Source organism: Psychromicrobium ferritrahens, assembly GCF_043789415.1.
Taxonomy (GTDB): domain Bacteria; phylum Actinomycetota; class Actinomycetes; order Actinomycetales; family Micrococcaceae; genus Renibacterium.
Map to the genome: position 1 here is coordinate 1,031,678 of NZ_JBDLLW010000001.1, position 15,365 is coordinate 1,047,042.

20 protein-coding genes are annotated in these 15,365 nt (G+C 59.4%); 3 read left to right on the forward strand and 17 right to left on the reverse strand.

What is annotated here, in order from left to right:
• Nucleotides 1–40 precede the first annotated feature (40 nt).
• The gene (locus ABDK06_RS04765) at nucleotides 41–988 is read right to left on the reverse strand and encodes a P1 family peptidase (RefSeq protein ID WP_394939441.1); all 948 of its coding nucleotides are present in this window, start codon (nucleotides 986–988) and stop codon (nucleotides 41–43) included.
• Between the two features lie 261 nt (nucleotides 989–1,249).
• On the opposite strand from ABDK06_RS04765, the gene ABDK06_RS04770 reads away from it, so the two are divergent.
• From ABDK06_RS04770 to ABDK06_RS04780, 3 genes are read left to right on the forward strand one after another with little or no spacing between them, the layout of a single operon-like run.
• Entirely contained in the window at nucleotides 1,250–2,182 is a 933-nt protein-coding gene (locus ABDK06_RS04770) for a carbohydrate ABC transporter permease (protein ID WP_394939443.1), read from the forward strand.
• Nucleotides 2,179–3,054 (forward strand): carbohydrate ABC transporter permease, encoded by an 876-nt coding sequence (locus ABDK06_RS04775; protein WP_394939445.1) that lies wholly within the window; start codon nucleotides 2,179–2,181, stop codon nucleotides 3,052–3,054. The genes ABDK06_RS04770 and ABDK06_RS04775 overlap by 4 nt, the downstream gene beginning before the upstream one ends.
• A gap of 50 nt (nucleotides 3,055–3,104) precedes the next feature.
• Nucleotides 3,105–4,460, forward strand: a complete 1,356-nt coding sequence (locus tag ABDK06_RS04780; RefSeq protein WP_394939447.1) for an ABC transporter substrate-binding protein — start codon at nucleotides 3,105–3,107, stop codon at nucleotides 4,458–4,460.
• A 344-nt stretch (nucleotides 4,461–4,804) separates the two neighbouring features.
• Here the strand turns inward: ABDK06_RS04780 and map are convergent, their stop codons facing one another.
• The 16 genes from map to rpmC all read right to left on the reverse strand — a co-directional run bounded on the left by map (nucleotide 4,805) and on the right by rpmC (nucleotide 15,365).
• The gene (gene map / locus ABDK06_RS04785; RefSeq protein WP_394939449.1) at nucleotides 4,805–5,635 is read right to left on the reverse strand and encodes a type I methionyl aminopeptidase; all 831 of its coding nucleotides are present in this window, start codon (nucleotides 5,633–5,635) and stop codon (nucleotides 4,805–4,807) included.
• A 116-nt stretch (nucleotides 5,636–5,751) separates the two neighbouring features.
• A complete protein-coding gene (locus ABDK06_RS04790; protein WP_394939451.1) occupies nucleotides 5,752–6,936 on the reverse strand; it encodes a TetR/AcrR family transcriptional regulator in 1,185 nt (394 codons plus the stop codon).
• A 180-nt stretch (nucleotides 6,937–7,116) separates the two neighbouring features.
• On the reverse strand, nucleotides 7,117–7,695 hold the full coding sequence (locus tag ABDK06_RS04795; RefSeq protein WP_394939453.1) for an adenylate kinase: 579 nt from the start codon (nucleotides 7,693–7,695) through the stop codon (nucleotides 7,117–7,119).
• The gene (gene secY, locus ABDK06_RS04800; RefSeq protein WP_394939455.1) at nucleotides 7,692–9,023 is read right to left on the reverse strand and encodes a preprotein translocase subunit SecY; all 1,332 of its coding nucleotides are present in this window, start codon (nucleotides 9,021–9,023) and stop codon (nucleotides 7,692–7,694) included. Before secY ends, ABDK06_RS04795 begins: the two co-directional genes overlap by 4 nt.
• Before the next feature lie 266 nt (nucleotides 9,024–9,289).
• Nucleotides 9,290–9,805 (reverse strand): 50S ribosomal protein L15, encoded by a 516-nt coding sequence (gene rplO, locus ABDK06_RS04805; protein WP_394939457.1) that lies wholly within the window; start codon nucleotides 9,803–9,805, stop codon nucleotides 9,290–9,292.
• Nucleotides 9,798–10,019, reverse strand: a complete 222-nt coding sequence (gene rpmD / locus ABDK06_RS04810; RefSeq protein ID WP_394939459.1) for a 50S ribosomal protein L30 — start codon at nucleotides 10,017–10,019, stop codon at nucleotides 9,798–9,800. Before rpmD ends, rplO begins: the two co-directional genes overlap by 8 nt.
• A complete protein-coding gene (gene rpsE / locus ABDK06_RS04815) occupies nucleotides 10,019–10,720 on the reverse strand; it encodes a 30S ribosomal protein S5 (RefSeq protein WP_394939461.1) in 702 nt (233 codons plus the stop codon). The genes rpmD and rpsE overlap by 1 nt, the downstream gene beginning before the upstream one ends.
• 35 nt (nucleotides 10,721–10,755) lie before the next feature.
• Complete coding sequence (gene rplR, locus ABDK06_RS04820; protein WP_394939463.1) at nucleotides 10,756–11,139, reverse strand: 50S ribosomal protein L18; 384 nt, start codon at nucleotides 11,137–11,139, stop codon at nucleotides 10,756–10,758.
• 2 nt (nucleotides 11,140–11,141) lie between these two features.
• A complete protein-coding gene (rplF, locus tag ABDK06_RS04825; RefSeq protein WP_394939465.1) occupies nucleotides 11,142–11,678 on the reverse strand; it encodes a 50S ribosomal protein L6 in 537 nt (178 codons plus the stop codon).
• 20 nt (nucleotides 11,679–11,698) lie between these two features.
• A complete protein-coding gene (gene rpsH / locus ABDK06_RS04830; RefSeq protein ID WP_394939467.1) occupies nucleotides 11,699–12,097 on the reverse strand; it encodes a 30S ribosomal protein S8 in 399 nt (132 codons plus the stop codon).
• A gap of 67 nt (nucleotides 12,098–12,164) precedes the next feature.
• The gene (gene rplE, locus ABDK06_RS04835; protein WP_394939469.1) at nucleotides 12,165–12,767 is read right to left on the reverse strand and encodes a 50S ribosomal protein L5; all 603 of its coding nucleotides are present in this window, start codon (nucleotides 12,765–12,767) and stop codon (nucleotides 12,165–12,167) included.
• Nucleotides 12,764–13,132, reverse strand: a complete 369-nt coding sequence (gene rplX, locus ABDK06_RS04840) for a 50S ribosomal protein L24 (protein WP_394939471.1) — start codon at nucleotides 13,130–13,132, stop codon at nucleotides 12,764–12,766. The genes rplE and rplX overlap by 4 nt, the downstream gene beginning before the upstream one ends.
• A 3-nt stretch (nucleotides 13,133–13,135) precedes the next feature.
• Nucleotides 13,136–13,504 carry a 50S ribosomal protein L14 gene (gene rplN, locus ABDK06_RS04845; RefSeq protein WP_045075241.1) on the reverse strand — a complete coding sequence of 123 codons (369 nt, stop codon included), beginning with the start codon at nucleotides 13,502–13,504 and terminating at the stop codon, nucleotides 13,136–13,138.
• A gap of 273 nt (nucleotides 13,505–13,777) precedes the next feature.
• Entirely contained in the window at nucleotides 13,778–14,416 is a 639-nt protein-coding gene (locus ABDK06_RS04850; protein WP_394939474.1) for a TetR/AcrR family transcriptional regulator, read from the reverse strand.
• A gap of 296 nt (nucleotides 14,417–14,712) precedes the next feature.
• A complete protein-coding gene (gene rpsQ / locus ABDK06_RS04855; protein WP_394939476.1) occupies nucleotides 14,713–15,027 on the reverse strand; it encodes a 30S ribosomal protein S17 in 315 nt (104 codons plus the stop codon).
• Nucleotides 15,024–15,365, reverse strand: a complete 342-nt coding sequence (gene rpmC / locus ABDK06_RS04860) for a 50S ribosomal protein L29 (RefSeq protein WP_394939478.1) — start codon at nucleotides 15,363–15,365, stop codon at nucleotides 15,024–15,026. Before rpmC ends, rpsQ begins: the two co-directional genes overlap by 4 nt.

Genomic DNA, 15,365 nt, shown 5'->3' on the forward strand with positions numbered 1-15,365 from the left:
AAGTTAAATCCGGTAGCCATCAGCGGCTGAGGCGAAGTAGCTACATCGGCCAGCGGGAGAACGTTCCCGCAGGAGTCTTGATGGTCTGAGCGGATTTCACCGCGTCTTCAATGGCCGCCTGTACGGTGATCGCGGCGAAGGATTGCAACTCGACCATAGGACGCATATCCGCCACGCCATGCCCGCGCAACTCGATTTCCCCGGTCGCCAAAGTGAAGATGGTGTCACCATCGAGCAGGGTGTGCACCGGGGCCAAGGCCCTGGCCATTCCGGCGTGGGAAGCGGTCGCGGTGCGCTTCGCTTGCGGCTTGGTCAGCACGGCGTTGGTCGCCACCACGGCCAGAGTGGTGTTCAGCCCGGGCTCGCCATCCATCTGCTTGAGTGTCTCGTCCGCTCCCAAGGGGTGTCCGTAGGCGTTCACCACTACCAGCGCACCGATCACGACGTCGTTATTGATTCCGCGCATCCGCATCGACGCGGTGCCAACACCGCCTTTGAAAATACCGCGCCCCAGTGCGGCACCGGCTCCCGCACCAGCGTTGCCGCGCCGAATATCTCCGGACTGAGCCGCTTTAGCTGCCTGGTAGCCCATCTCCTCATCCGGTCGACAGGCAAAATTGCCACCCCTTCCGAGGTCGAAGATCGCTGCGGCGGGAACGATAGGAACCGTGCCGCCTTCGACTTCGTACCCTCGCCCTTGCTCTTCGCACCAGCGCATCACTCCGCGGGCGGAGACCAGACCGTAGGCGCTGCCCCCGGTGAGCACAACCGCATCTATGGTCTGCACCAGAGTGTCGGAGTCCAGAGCGTCGGTTTCATGGGTGCCGGGCCCGCCACCGCGTACATCAACCGAACCGACGGTACCGGGGGGCGGTATGACGACACTGACTCCGGTCAGCCAGCCATCGCCGATTCGCTCCACTTGCCCCACCGAAATACCTGGAACATCGGTTAACTGTCCGCCTGAGACCCCCACGCTCTCCGTCATGCATCTATTGTTGACCATTTTGAGCGTGCTGTCTCTACTTAGATAAACCGATTTATGAATCAATCGAGTTAATTTTTACGGAGTACTCAGCCTTCTATGACTCAACTAGGTAAACGTCCGGTGAAAGCTTCGGGAACATTGCCACGAGCAGTACGATTTTGGCAAGACAACGCCGTCGCTTGTGCTGGAGTAGTCAGAGAATCTTCCTGCAGCCGCCTGGGGGCGTCGTGCGGCCACTGAAAAGTAAAGCGAGATCTCTCTATGACGACACCACCTTCCGCACCGGGTGGGACTACTAAGATCAGGCAACGATATTGGACTGCGCGTACCAAGCGCGATGCCTGGATTTTCCTAGCCTTCGCGCTGCCGAACATCGCTCTGATCGTTTTGTTCACCTACCGTCCGCTGATCGCTAATATCCAGTACTCGTTATTGGACTGGACCCTGGGCTCCGATTTCGCCACGTCGGTGGGCCTGGACAACTACGTGACCTTCTTCACCTCCTCGGATGCCCCGAAGGTACTGGGCACCACCGCGATCTTCACCATCTTCACGGTGGGCGGTGCGATGGTACTCGGCTTACTCGTGGCCCTGGCACTCAACCAGCGACTTCCCGGCAGGACCTTCGCGCGGTCCGCGATTTTCGCGCCCTACGTGCTCTCCGGCGTCGGAGTCGGGCTGGTCTGGCTCTTCATCTTCGATCCGGTCTACGGAGCGCTCTCCTGGATCCTTCGAGGACTCGGGCAGAGCAGCCCGCAGTGGATCAACGATCCCAAACTGGCCTTGACCATGGTGATCATCGTCTACATCTGGAAGAACCTAGGCTATTGCGCGGTGGTCTACCTAGCAGGCCTGCAATCGATGCCCAAGGATGTGATGGAGGCTGCTTCACTGGACGGCGCCGGTTCGGTCCGTCGCTTCTTCTCCATCGTCTTCCCCTTGCTCTCCCCCACCACGTTCTTCCTGCTGATCACTTCGCTGCTGTCCTCGCTTCAGGCCTTCGACATCTTGAAGATCATGACCCCCACCGGGCAGGGCACCGACACCTTGATGTTCGAAACCTATCTGCAGGCTTTCGGCGCTTATAACCGGGCAGGTTACTCAGCGGCGATTTCCGTAGTGCTCTTCGTGCTGCTGCTGATCATGACGGCTATCCAGATGCGATTCGTTGAGAAGAAGGTGCACTACGCATGAGTTCGAGTTCCATTGCCACCCGCGTTCCAGGCCCCTTCTCAGCCAAGAACCTCGCCCGAACCCTGGTTGGCGGTTATCTTCCGCTGCTGATCGCCACGCTGGTGGTGTTCTTGCCGCTGCTCTGGATGATCCTCTCCTCCTTCAAGGCGCCCGGGGAAATCATCACCACGGACCTCAAAATCTTGCCGCAAGCCCCGACTTTCGATAACTACGCCACCGCGGCCACCACGGTTCCCTTTGCACAGTTCTTCCTGAACAGCGTGATCGTGACGGCGATCGGCTCGGTGATTAAATGCCTCCTCGCGATTCTCACCGCTTACGCCTTAGTCTTCGTCCGGTTCCCCTTCAAACGCCTGATCTTCATCCTGATCCTGGTGGCCCTGATGGTCCCGCCGCAGGTCGCCGTGCTGCCGAACTATATTCTGATCTCCAGTCTGAACGGCCAGAACACCTACTGGGGAATCATCCTGCCCGGTCTTGGCACCGCTTTCGGCACTTTCCTGCTGCGTCAGCACTTCATGACACTGCCCACCTCGATCCTGGAATCCGCAGAGATCGACGGAGCCGGGCACTGGCGCCGACTCTGGAAGATCGTGGTCCCCATCTCGGTGCCCTCAATCGCTACCGTCGCCCTGGTCACCATCGTGACCGAGTGGAATGAGTACATCTGGCCACTCATCATCACCACCAAGCCGGAGATGATGACGCTCCCGGTGGGCCTGACCCTGCTCAGCAATTCAGACTCGAGTTCCCAAGCCTGGGGCGTGCTGATGGCCGGAGCGGTCATTGTCATCCTGCCGATCCTGGTGATCTTCGCCGCTCTCCAGCGCTATATCGTCGCCGGGCTCACTCAGGGCTCCGTCACCGGTTAAAGCTTCCCGACCCAGTTCGCTGCACCCTACCTTCCAATGAAAGGCACAACATGAACATCAATCGCAAAGGATTCCTCACCCTCGGTGGTCTGGGAATAGGTGCGACGGCGCTCGCAGCCTGCGGTGGTCCCAGCACGAGCGGCGGCCCGAACACTGCCGCCACGAACGTCGACTGGTCCAAGGTTAAGCCAGCAGGGCAGATCACCTTCCTCTCCAGCCACCCCGGCTCTTCCCAGCCGATCGAGCAGAAGCTGATCGACGATTTCCAGAAGGCCAATCCGGAGATCAAGGTCAGCCTGATCACCGGCGGTTCGAACTACGAGGAAGTAGCGCAGAAGTTCCAGACCGCGCAGACCGGCAACGACACCCCGGATATCGTGCTGGCCTCCGACGTCTGGTGGTTCCGCTTCGCCATCGCGGATTCCATCGTGCCGATCGATGAGCTGCTCAAAGCGGTCAACGACAAGACCGACGACTTCAACCAGACGCTGTACGACGACTACAAGTACGACAACAAGCACTGGGCCGTGCCGAACAACCGCTCGACCCCGTTGTTCTACTACAACAAGGATCATTTCAAAGCCGCTGGCCTGCCGGACCGTGCCCCGAAGACCTGGGACGAGTTCGCCCAGTGGGCTCCCAAGATCCAACAAGCCAACGCTTCCAAACCGGGTTTCCTGCACGCATACCAGTACCCGGCGCTGGCCGGCTATGCCGGCTGGACGCTGCAGAACGTCCTCTGGGGCTTCGGCGGCAGCTGGTCCAAGGAGTGGGACATCACCGCTGATTCTGATGAAACGGTCAAGGCCATGCAGTGGGTGCAGGACAGCATTGTGAAGAATAACTGGGCGGGAGTCTCTTCCAAGGACGCCGTGGGCGATATGACGGCCGGAGCGGTCAGTTCAACTGTCTCCTCCACCGGAGACTTGGTGACCACGCTGAAGGCCGCCAAGGAAAAGGGCCTGAACATCGGCGTGGGTTTCCTGCCCGGTGGCCCCGCCTCGGCGTCCCCGGTCTGCCCCACTGGCGGGGCCGGGCTCGCGATCGCCAAGAAGAGCAGCCCGGAACGCCAATTGGCGGCTGCCAAGTTCCTGAGCTTCTACACCAGTGCTCAGAGCACCGCGCAGTTCTCCGAAGCTACCGGCTATATGCCGAGCCGCACCTCGGCAGACATGTCGGCCGTGCTGGCGAAGACCCCGCAGATCCAAGTCGCTCTCGACCAGCTCAAGGTGACCAAGAGCCAGGATTACGCCCGGGTCTTCCTGCCCGGCGCTGATCAGGAGATGGCCAAGGCGGCGGCCAAGATCATGAATGAGAAAGCTGATGTCAAAGCCACGCTGGCCGATCTGAAGAACACTCTGCAAGGCATCTACGATAAGGACGTCAAACCCAAGCTCAAGTCCTAAAGAGATTGGGGCACTCCCACAGTGTCGCGTTCGCGAACAGCCCTCCCCCTCGCAAGCTCGCGCAGGGAACCCTGTCGCTCCCTTCGTCGCCACAGTGGAGCCCTCGCGCCCCACTCTAAGGACACTCCCACAGTGTCGCGTTCGCGAACAGCCCTTCCCCTCGCAAGTTCGGGCAGGGAACCCTGTCCGCTCCCTTCGTCGCCACAGTGGAGCCCTCGCGCCCCACTGTCGTGGCGCGCGCCATCCTAGGGGTGCGCCCCACTTCAGCATCCGTTGAAAACGCTGTGACAGTTGGAGTCGTTTTGAAAGCTCCATAACGGCTCTAACTGTCACAGCGTTGGAGTTTAAGGTAGGGGCGCCGGGGTGACGCCGAACTGGGCGAGCTTGGCGGCACCGCCGTCGGGCGCGGTGAGCACCCAGATGCCGTTCTGATGAACCGCCACCGAATGTTCCCAGTGAGCCGCCCGCTGGCCGTCTTCGGTCACCACTGTCCACTCATCTTCCAGCGTCCGGGTAGCGATGCCACCGCGTACCAGCAAAGGTTCGATGGCCAGGGCCATGCCGGGACGCAACTTGGGGCCTCTGTTCCGGGATCGGTAGTTGAGCACATCGGGATCCATATGCATTGCTGAGCCGATGCCGTGCCCCGTGTAGTCCTCGATAATGCCGAACTTCTCCCCCGCCGCCTCGGTGACGTAGTCGTCGATGGCATCGCCGATCTCGCCCACCCGGCTGGCTGTGGCCATCGCGGCGATCCCGCGCCACATCGCCGCTTCGGTGAGCTTCGAGAGCTTCAGGTCAGCGGGGTCCGCGGTTCCGACGATCACTGTCCGCGCTGAATCAGCATGCCAGCCCCCGACAATGGCTCCGCCGTCGATGGAGACCAGATCGCCGTCCTGCAATTTCCGATCGTTCGGAATGCCGTGCACCACTTGCTCATTGACTGAGGTGCAGATGGTCGCCGGGTATCCGTAATAGCCCAGAAAGTTCGACGTCGCCCCCGCCTTCGTCAGCTGCTCGGCAAAAAGTGCGTCCAGCTCGGCGGTGCTGACTCCGACGTCGGCAGCAGCTACCGCGACGTCCAGGGCAGCAGAGAGGATCAGCCCTGCCTCTTTCATCAGCTTGAACTGGGCAGGGGACTTCAGTTCGATCTGGCCTCGTCCAAAAGCGGCCATTGATTACCTTCTCTCTTGTGCTGACTGGTTGGGCTGAAGCTGGATGCCCGGAGCCTTCGTCGTCCCTACTATGGTAGACAGGATTTCGTGGCCTCCCGGCACCACAGACCGCTGGTTCACGTCAAGCGCAGAATGGCCTGACAGATCGAGGTGATGCCGGCCAGTTCGCCGCTGCGTAGAGCCTCCCGGCGCCCGCCGAGCCGTTGGTTGATCACCGTGATACTGGCGTGTGCCCTGATCCAGGCGGATTCTTCGTCCAACTCAGGATGAAGTTCACGCAGTAGACCGACCCAGCGGCTGACATAATCACGTTGTTCAGCCCGGATCACTTCTTTGGAGTCCTGGCTGAGATGGTCGAGTTCAGTGATCAGCAAAATGATCAGATGGGGTTCTTCCAGAATCATCTTCAGATAACTGCGCATCAGCGCGTTGAGCGCTTCTGAAGCATCCGCGGCTGTGGCCAGCACTTCCTCGAGTTTGCTCCGCAATCTCGCCCCAGCGCGTTCCAAGGAGAGGAAGAGGATCTCGGATTTACTGCTGAAATGGTGATAGATGCTCGGCCCGGCGATACCGACGGCGGCAGCGACCTCACCCGTGCTGACGGCCGCGAAACCCCTTTCAGCGAAGAGCTCCGCCCCGACCGCCAAGAGCTGCTCCCTGGTGGAGAGCACCGAGTCGGTGGGCCGGCGCTCTGTCTCTGTGGTCAAGAATGAATTTTCCGGCAGTTTGATCTTTAAAACTGAAAGCACGATATCAGCCAATAAGGCACTGAACAGATCCCTGCGGAGGTTCGTTCGATGAAAGGAGATACTGGCAAAGACCGAGAGCTGAGCTCGGGCGAGGAGTTCGGCCCATCCCCCGGCTTCGGCGCGGAAAGAGCGCACTTTTGCGGCTAATTCATGTTGCATAAAACTGATCCGAGCCTGCAACAGCTCTAGCTCCTCAGCGGGCAGCCGCCTCGATTCCCGTCGCCACAGAACTCCGGCCTCACGCGAGTTCAAAGCGACCTCAGCAAAGTAGCTGGCCCAGATCTCGGGCGAATCTGCTTCAGGGTTGCTTTTGAGTTGCTCGATCGGGGTGATGATCTGGGAAAGACTGTTCTCGATCACAGCCTTGAGTAGTTCTTCCTTGCCCCGGAAATGACGATACAAGGCTGACGGGGCAATGCCCACCGAAGCTGCGATCTCGCTCATCCCCACGGCGGCATAACCACGTTGATAGAAAAGGGTGCCGGCCGCGCGGATGATCAGCGCCTTACGATTCTTCGGTCTGCTAGCGCCGCTAGGGGTTTGCTGGTTCACCGGGGCAACTGCTCTCGGATACTCACTCGTGCTGGATGGTGGCAGACCGTCGGCTTATCTGCGGGCAAGATCCGCCTCATTCCAGAACAAACCCCGAACAATCGCCACGAGCGGAAAAGCCCAGAAAGGCCGATGGAGGGCCAGGCACAACTGCCTGACCCTCCATCGTTTCACTCTCAATTATTTGGTGTTGAAGCCGTCAATCGCGGCCATGATGCGATCAGTCACTTCATCGATCGCGCCGATGCCATCGACCTTTGCAAGGATGCCCTGCTCAGCGTAGCGGCTCACCACGGCCTCGGTCTGCGTGTGATACAGATGCAAGCGGTGACGGATGACTTTCTCATCGTCATCGCTGCGTCCCATCTCCTGTGCCCGGCCCAGCAAACGGGTGACCAGCTCTTCATCGTCAGCCACCAGCTGCAAGACCACATTCAGCTCGTGGCCTTCAACGGAGAGAATATCTGCCAGCTCGTCCACCTGGGCCGAGGTCCGCGGATAACCGTCCAGCAGGAAGCCATCTCTGACATCCTCCTGCTGAAGACGATCGCGGACCATCTTATTAGTCACAGTGTCCGGAACGAAGTCTCCCGCGTCGAGGTACTTCTTAGCTTCCAGACCGAGCGGAGTCTCACCCTTCACATTGGCACGGAAGATGTCTCCTGTGGAGATCGCCACGATGCCAAGTCGGCCGGAAATCCGTTCCGCCTGAGTGCCTTTGCCTGATCCAGGAGGCCCAACGATGAGCATTCTGGTCATCGCAACAGTCCTTCGTAATGACGTTGCTGCAGCTGAGCGTCAATCTGCTTGACGGTCTCCAGACCGACGCCGACCATGATGAGCAGTGAGGTTCCACCGAAGGGGAAGTTCTGGTTGGCATTGATCAGCACGAGAGCGATCAAGGGGATCAAGGCAACCAGGCCGAGGTACAGAGCACCCGGCAGAGTGATCCTGGAGAGCACGTACTGCAGGTAGTCAGCGGTCGGCTTGCCAGCCCGGATGCCCGGGATGAAGCCGCCGTACTTCTTCATGTTGTCGGAGACCTCTTCAGGGTTGAAGGTGATCGCGACATAGAAGTACGTGAAGAAGACGATCATCAGGAAGTACATCACCATATAGATCGGGTGATCGCCCTTGGTCAGATTGTCATTGATCCAGACCGCCCAGGCGGGTGCATTAGCCGCGTTTCCATTGATCGCGAACTGCGCGATCAAGGAAGGCAGGTAAAGCAAAGAAGAAGCAAAGATGACGGGCACGACGCCGGCCATATTGACCTTGATCGGGATGTAGGTGTTCGTGCCGCCCACGGTGCGACGTCCGATCATCCGCTTGGCGTACTGCACCGGAATCCGGCGCTGCGACTGCTCCACGAAGACCACCAGAGCGACCACGATAATGCCCAAAGCGATCACCATGAAGAAGGTGCCCGGACCCTTGGTGGTCCAGATCTGGCCCAGGGAAACCGGGAACTGCGCCACGATCGAGGTGAAGATCAACAGCGACATACCGTTGCCGACGCCCTTCTCGGTGACGAGTTCGCCCATCCACATGATCAGACCGGTGCCTGCGGTCAAGGTGATGATGATCAGGATGGTAGCGACAATCGAGCTATCCGGGACGATGGCACCGGGTGAACCATCGGCGCCACAGCCACCGAGCAGGTTGCCGGAACGAGCCAACGACACCAGAGTCGTAGCGTTCAGCAGACCGAGCGCGATGGTCAGGTAGCGAGTGTACTGAGTCAGCTTGCTCTGCCCTTGCCCACCTTCGAGGTGGAGCTCCTGGAAACGGGGAATGACCACCCGAAGCAGCTGGATGATGATGCTCGCCGTGATGTAGGGCATGATGCCAAGCGCGAAGATCGACACCTGAAGCAAAGCGCCACCGCTGAACAGATTCACCAACTGGTAGATGCCTCCGCTGGTGTCACCGCCACCCGGGGCTAGACAAGCTTGGACGTTCGTGTAGTTGATGCCTGGGGAGGGGATGAAAGCCCCGAGCCGGAAGATGGCGATGATGCCCAGCGTGAACAACAACTTGCGTCGCAGGTCAGGCGTCCGAAAGGCGCGGCCAATTGCGGAAAGCAAGCGTCCTCCTGATGTGTAGGAACGAAAAGTGTTGGGCCCTGATGGCCCAACAACCGAGTCTAGTGGGTAAAGCTTAGAGAAAACGAAAAGCTCTTGGCGAACGGGGAAAATATTCGCCCGCTCGCCAAGAGCCTACTCGTATGTGAACAACTGGGCCCACATGCCCGAGGGACCCATAGTCAGGTACAAGCTAAGGGAGGGCATCGGGTGGGCCCACATGCCCGAGGGCCCCATAGCGAGGTACGAGCTATGGGAGGGCATGGGGATTAGAGTTCCGTTGCGGTACCGCCGGCGGCTGCAATCTTCTCAGCAGCGCTGGAGGAGAAGGCGTTGACGGTGACGTCGACCTTGACGGTCAGTTCACCGGTGCCAAGCACCTTAACGGGCTGGTTCTTGCGAACGGCACCCTTCTCAACGAGGTTCTCAACGGTCACCTGACCGCCGTCCGGGTAAAGCTCGGAGAGCTTATCCAGGTTGACCACCTGGAATTCCACCCGGAAGGGGTTCTTGAAGCCGCGCAGCTTGGGCAGACGCATGTGCAGCGGCAACTGACCGCCGGCAAAGCCTGCCTTCACCTGGTAGCGAGCCTTGGTACCCTTGGTGCCACGACCAGCGGTCTTACCCTTGGAGCCTTCGCCACGGCCCACACGGGTCTTAGCGGTCTTGGCTCCCGGAGCGGGACGCAGGTGGTGTACCTTGAGCGCGTTCTGCTTTTCAACGGTTTCTGCCTTTTCGGCGGATGCCTTAGCAGCTTTCGACTTTGTAGTAGTGCTCTCAGCCATGATGTGTCGCCTCCTCTACCTTCAACAGGTGCGGAACCGTATTGATCATGCCTACGGTCACTGCGTCGGCTTTACGCACAACGGTGTGACCGATGCGCTTGAGCCCGAGTGAACGCAGCGTGTCTCGCTGGTTCTGCTTGCCGCCAATGACGGACTTGATCTGAGTGATCTCCAGGGTCTTCTCAGACACCTGAACATTCTTCGGGGTGGTCATTAGGCACCTGCCTTCGCTGCTTGTGCATGCTCTTGGATGTTGCGCAGCAGCGGGCCAGGAACGACCTCGTCCATCGGCAGACCACGGCGGGCAGCCACAGCGGCAGGCTCTTCGAGCTGCTGCAGGGCGGCTACCGTGGCGTGCACGATATTGATCGCATTGGAAGATCCGAGCGACTTGGACAGCACGTCATGAACACCGGCGCACTCGAGTACGGCACGCACCGGACCGCCGGCGATAACGCCGGTACCCGGGGTAGCCGGACGCAACAGCACGACGCCGGCAGCGGCCTCGCCCTGAACCCGGTGAGGGATGGTGCCGCCAACGCGAGGAACGCGGAAGAAGGACTTCTTCGCTTCCTCGACGCCCTTGGCGATCGCTGCGGGAACTTCCTTGGCCTTGCCGTAACCGACGCCGACCAAGCCGTTGCCATCGCCGACGACCATCAGAGCGGTGAAGCTGAAGCGACGACCACCCTTGACGACCTTGGCGACACGGTTGATGGTGACGAGCTTTTCAACGTACTGATTCTTCTCAGCGTCGCGTCCACCGTCACGGCCACCACGGCCGCCGTCACGTCCGCCGCGACCGCCATCACGGCCACCGCCTCGTCCGTCACGCTCGCCACGACGTCCACCGCGGCGGTCCTCAGTGGTACCGGTAGCGGTCTCAGTTGCTGCAGTTGTTGTCTCTTCGGACACAATGGCTCCTGCGTTTTCTTGGTTTGTATTCTCGCTCACAGGGCCAGACCACCTTCGCGTGCACCATCAGCCACGGCCGCAACCCGGCCGTGGTACTTATTGCCACCACGGTCAAATACGACGGCTTCGATGCCAGCTTTCTTGGCCCGCTCTGCAACCAGTTTGCCAACTCGCTTAGCCTTCGCGGTTTTATCACCCTCGAAGGTGCGCAAATCAGCTTCCATGGTGGAAGCGGAGGCAACCGTCACGCCCTTGGTGTCATCGACGACCTGGACGAACATATGCCGGGATGAACGGTTCACGACCAGCCGGGGACGAGCCTCGGTGCCGGAGATCCGCTTACGAACGCGCAGGTGACGACGGCCGCGTGCATCGGCCTTCGACTTTCCGTTGCGCTTCTTATTAATGGTCAGCGCCATGATTACTTACCAGCCTTTCCGACCTTGCGGCGGATAACTTCGCCCGCGTAGCGGATGCCCTTGCCCTTATACGGGTCTGGCTTCCGCAGCTTGCGAATGTTGGCAGCAACTTCGCCCACCTGCTGCTTATTGATCCCTGATACAGAGAGCTTGGTGGGGCCCTCAACGGTCAGGGTGATGCCCTCGGGGGCCTTCACAGCAACCGGGTGGCTGTAGCCCAGGGCGAACTCGAGGTCCGAGCCCTTGGCCTGCACACGGTAACCGGTACCGACGATTTCAAGCTTCTTCTCGTAGCCTTCGGTGACACCGGTGATCAGGTTAGAGATCAGGGTCCGGGTCAGACCGTGCAGAGCACGTGAATCGCGCTCGTCGTTCGGGCGGGACACCGTCAGGGTGCCGTCCTCCAGAGCAACTGCGATCGGGTTCGGAACGTTGTGAGTCAAAGCGCCTTTGGGGCCTTTGACCGAAACCAGCGAACCGTCGATTTTAACCTCGACACCAGCAGGCACGGAGATTGGGAGACGTCCAATACGTGACATAAGTCTTTACTCCCTTCCTTCTACCAGACGTAGGCGAGGACTTCCCCACCCACGCCCTTCTTTTCAGCCTGACGGTCGGTCAGCAGACCCGAGGAGGTCGAGAGGATCGCGATCCCCAGGCCACCCAAAACCTTCGGCAAGTTGGTGGACTTCGCATAAACACGAAGACCCGGCTTGGAGATCCGGCGGATTCCAGCGATGGAACGCTGACGCTCCGGGCCGAACTTGAGGTCGATGGTCAGCTTCTTGCCAACCTCGGCGTCCTCAACCTTCCATGCCGAGATGTAACCTTCGGCCTTCAGGATGTCGGCCACGTGGCCCTTGAGTTTGCTGTACGGCATGGTCACGGAATCGTGGTAAGCCGAATTTGCGTTGCGCAGACGCGTAAGCATATCTGCGACAGGATCTGTCATAGTCATCTGGGCTTTTGCCCTCTCTCGAAGTGGTTTCCCGCGTTCCTAGGAAGCGGGACCTGCTACGTAGTAATTAGTCTTCGGATTTGAACGGGAAGCCAAGCGCCTTGAGCAGCGCGCGGCCTTCGTCATCGGTCTTAGCGGTGGTGACCACGGTGATGTCCATGCCGCGCACCTTATCGATGGCGTCCTGGTCGATTTCGTGGAACATCACCTGTTCGGTCAGACCGAAGGTGTAGTTGCCATTACCGTCGAACTGCTTACCTGAGAGTCCACGGAAATCGCGGATACGGGGCAGTGCCAGGGTGACCAGACGGTCCAGGAATTCCCACATCCGGTCGCCGCGCAAAGTAGCGTGCGCGCCAATCGGCATGCCTTCACGCAGTTTGAACTGCGCGATCGACTTGCGGGCCTTGGTGACCATCGGCTTCTGGCCGGTGATGAGAGTCAAATCGCGAACGGCGCCGTCGATCACCTTGGAGTCGCGAGCAGCCTCGCCGACACCCATGTTCACAACGACCTTCACCAGGCGCGGAACCTGGTTGACGTTCGAGTAGTTGAACTCGCTCTGCAGTTCGGTCTTGATCTGATCCGCGTAGCGGGTCTTCAGACGGGGAGTGACCTTCACGGTTTCATTAGCCGTAGCCGGCGCGTTTTCTACAGTCTCAGCGCTCATGCCAGGTCCTTTCCGGAGCTCTTTGCGACGCGGACGCGGGTAACGCGTTCGCGACCATCGCGCTCAACGGTCTCGAGGCGGTAGCCAACCCTGGTCGGCTTCTTGGTGGAGGGATCCACGATCGCCACATTGGAGATATGGATGGGGGCTTCCACGGTCTCAATGCCACCGGTCTTGGTGCCGCGCTGCGACTGTCCGACCTTGGTGTGCTTGGTCACGCGGTTGATGCCCTCAACGAGAACTCGGTTGGTCTCCGGGAAAACACGCAGAACCTTGCCCTGCTTGCCCCGGTCTCCGCCGCGCTCCTGCTTGGCGCCGGTGATGACCTGAACCAGGTCACCCTTCTTGATCTTGAGCTTCGCCATGAATTACAACACCTCCGGTGCAAGCGAGATGATCTTCATGAACTTCTTATCGCGAAGTTCGCGGCCGACCGGGCCGAAGATACGGGTGCCACGAGGATCGCCATCGGCCTTCAAAATAACCGCTGCGTTCTCATCGAATTTGATGTAGGAGCCATCTGCACGACGGCGTTCCTTCTTGGTCCGGACGATGACGGCCTTGACCACATCGCCCTTCTTGACGTTGCCGCCCGGAATTGCATCCTTGACGGTTGCGACGATGACGTCGCCAATACCTGCGTAGCGACGGCCAGAGCCACCGAGAACGCGAATGGTAAGGATTTCCTTAGCACCCGTGTTATCGGCAACCTTGAGTCGCGACTCTTGCTGAATCACTAGTTACTCCTGTCGTCTCGCCGGTTCTCAGACTGAAATCACGCCTACAGAATGAGCCTTGCGGAACAGTTGATCGGGGGTGTCTCTGAGCTTGTCTGGATTTTGCCAGAACAGGCCTAAACCACCGTGCCAGGAGCACTTGAACCATTCACTCCGAGGAGTATCGAACAGCAGTATGCACTGGCACGAAAGTTTACGAGGTCGCGCAACCTAAGAGTTAGGCCACACAAACTCAATATCTTAGCACATTTAGGCCTCGAATTTCGCCGCCGGCTACCGGATCAGCAATCGTGGAAGCAGTTCCTCGACAGCGGCGCGCAACTCAACGGCTGCGGGTTCATAGCCATAGAGATGCTTGAGCAGAGCCTGCTGGAACAGACCGTCGAGCATGGCATAGGTGGTGGCCGAGTCGAAGGCGCATTGGCTGGCGTTCAGATCTGCATAGTGACCGACAATGCGATAGATCAGGTTCTCCAGGCTGAGATCGATCGCCGCAACATCCTCCCGAAAGGCAGTTTCGAAAAGGCTCTGCCCCCGCAGGTCGTACCAGAGCCGGTGCATCATGGTGTCTTCGAGCAGCGTCAGTGTCAAGGCCTCGGCAAAGCCGTGACGTAGTTCCTCCGAGCCCTGCGCCTGACTGACGATCTGGTCGTAGCGAGCAACACAGGAGACCTTATATCGCTGAACGCAATAGCTGATCAGCTCGACCTTATCGGTGAAGTAGTAGTGCAGCACTCCATGGGAGAACTTCGAATGCTGGGCGATTTCGCGCAGGCTGGTTCTGGCATAGCCGAGTTCCGAAAGAGTCTGCAAGGTGGCGTCTGCAAGTTCACCCCGGCGATCTTCGAACTTATCGCCTCGCGGCTTTTCCAGTGGACTGACCTCCGGCTGTACCATCTCGGACCCGTTCATGGCTGTTCCTCCTTTCACCTACCGCGCGCAGATCAATGCCGCAGCCTGATCGCCAGTAGCCGGTCTGACCACATCGACTGAACAAACTCTGAGGTTAATTTATACAACTGTCAAGAAAAGCTCGGTCATGGCAGCTGCGAGTTGGTAGGTCGTTCACGCACTCGCGGAGCACCACCCGCCGATCCGAGACCCGAGCACGAATTCAGTACGAACGGCATTCAGAGCTTAAACGCCAGAGGGCCGACACCCCTTGCGGAGTATCGGCCCTCTGGACCAGCTGATTTAGCTGAATGGGCTTATTTAGCCTTTTCGAGGATCTCGACGAGGCGCCAGCGCTTGGTAGCGGACAGCGGACGAGTCTCGCTGATCAGCACCAAATCGCCGATGCCTGCGGAGTTCTCTTCGTCGTGCACCTTGACTTTGGAGGTCTGACGCAGCACCTTGCCGTAGAGGGCGTGCTTCACACGAGCCTCCACCTCGACAACGATGGTCTTCTGCATCTTGTCCGAAACGACGTAGCCACGGCGGGTCTTACGGTAGCCGCGGGCCGAGGAAGCCTCGGTCTCAACAGTTTCAGCGGTCACGGTTGCCTCTTTGTTCTCTTCACTCACTTGGCAGCCTCCTCAGTAGCTTCTGCTTCAGTCTCTTCGACCTTCGCTTCAGCCTTCTTAGAAGACTTCTTCTTGGCCTTGGCTTCAGCCTTGTCCTCCACCACTGCGGCGACGACCTCGGCACGAATGCCCAGCTCGCGTTCGCGCAGCACGGTGTAGATCCGGGCGATATCGCGCTTCACAGCACGAAGCCGACCATGGTTCTCCAACTGGCCGGTGGCCGACTGGAAACGCAGGTTGAACAGTTCTTCCTTGGCCTTGCGGAGTTCATCCAGCAAACGTGCACCGTCGAAGCCGTCAAGCTTCTCAGTGGCCAAATCCTTGGTTCCAACTGCCAT

Coding starts and splice junctions, on each gene's coding strand:
- ABDK06_RS04765 (WP_394939441.1), bottom strand. CDS start 988: ATGACGGAGAGCGTGGGGGTCTCAGGCGGACAGTTAACCGATGTTCCA.
- ABDK06_RS04770 (WP_394939443.1), top strand. CDS start 1,250: ATGACGACACCACCTTCCGCACCGGGTGGGACTACTAAGATCAGGCAA.
- ABDK06_RS04775 (WP_394939445.1), top strand. CDS start 2,179: ATGAGTTCGAGTTCCATTGCCACCCGCGTTCCAGGCCCCTTCTCAGCC.
- ABDK06_RS04780 (WP_394939447.1), top strand. CDS start 3,105: ATGAACATCAATCGCAAAGGATTCCTCACCCTCGGTGGTCTGGGAATA.
- map (WP_394939449.1), bottom strand. CDS start 5,635: ATGGCCGCTTTTGGACGAGGCCAGATCGAACTGAAGTCCCCTGCCCAG.
- ABDK06_RS04795 (WP_394939453.1), bottom strand. CDS start 7,695: ATGACCAGAATGCTCATCGTTGGGCCTCCTGGATCAGGCAAAGGCACT.
- rplO (WP_394939457.1), bottom strand. CDS start 9,805: ATGGCTGAGAGCACTACTACAAAGTCGAAAGCTGCTAAGGCATCCGCC.
- rpmD (WP_394939459.1), bottom strand. CDS start 10,019: ATGACCACCCCGAAGAATGTTCAGGTGTCTGAGAAGACCCTGGAGATC.
- rplR (WP_394939463.1), bottom strand. CDS start 11,139: ATGGCGCTGACCATTAATAAGAAGCGCAACGGAAAGTCGAAGGCCGAT.
- rplF (WP_394939465.1), bottom strand. CDS start 11,678: ATGTCACGTATTGGACGTCTCCCAATCTCCGTGCCTGCTGGTGTCGAG.
- rpsH (WP_394939467.1), bottom strand. CDS start 12,097: ATGACTATGACAGATCCTGTCGCAGATATGCTTACGCGTCTGCGCAAC.
- rplE (WP_394939469.1), bottom strand. CDS start 12,767: ATGAGCGCTGAGACTGTAGAAAACGCGCCGGCTACGGCTAATGAAACC.
- rplX (WP_394939471.1), bottom strand. CDS start 13,132: ATGGCGAAGCTCAAGATCAAGAAGGGTGACCTGGTTCAGGTCATCACC.
- ABDK06_RS04850 (WP_394939474.1), bottom strand. CDS start 14,416: ATGAACGGGTCCGAGATGGTACAGCCGGAGGTCAGTCCACTGGAAAAG.
- rpmC (WP_394939478.1), bottom strand. CDS start 15,365: ATGGCAGTTGGAACCAAGGATTTGGCCACTGAGAAGCTTGACGGCTTC.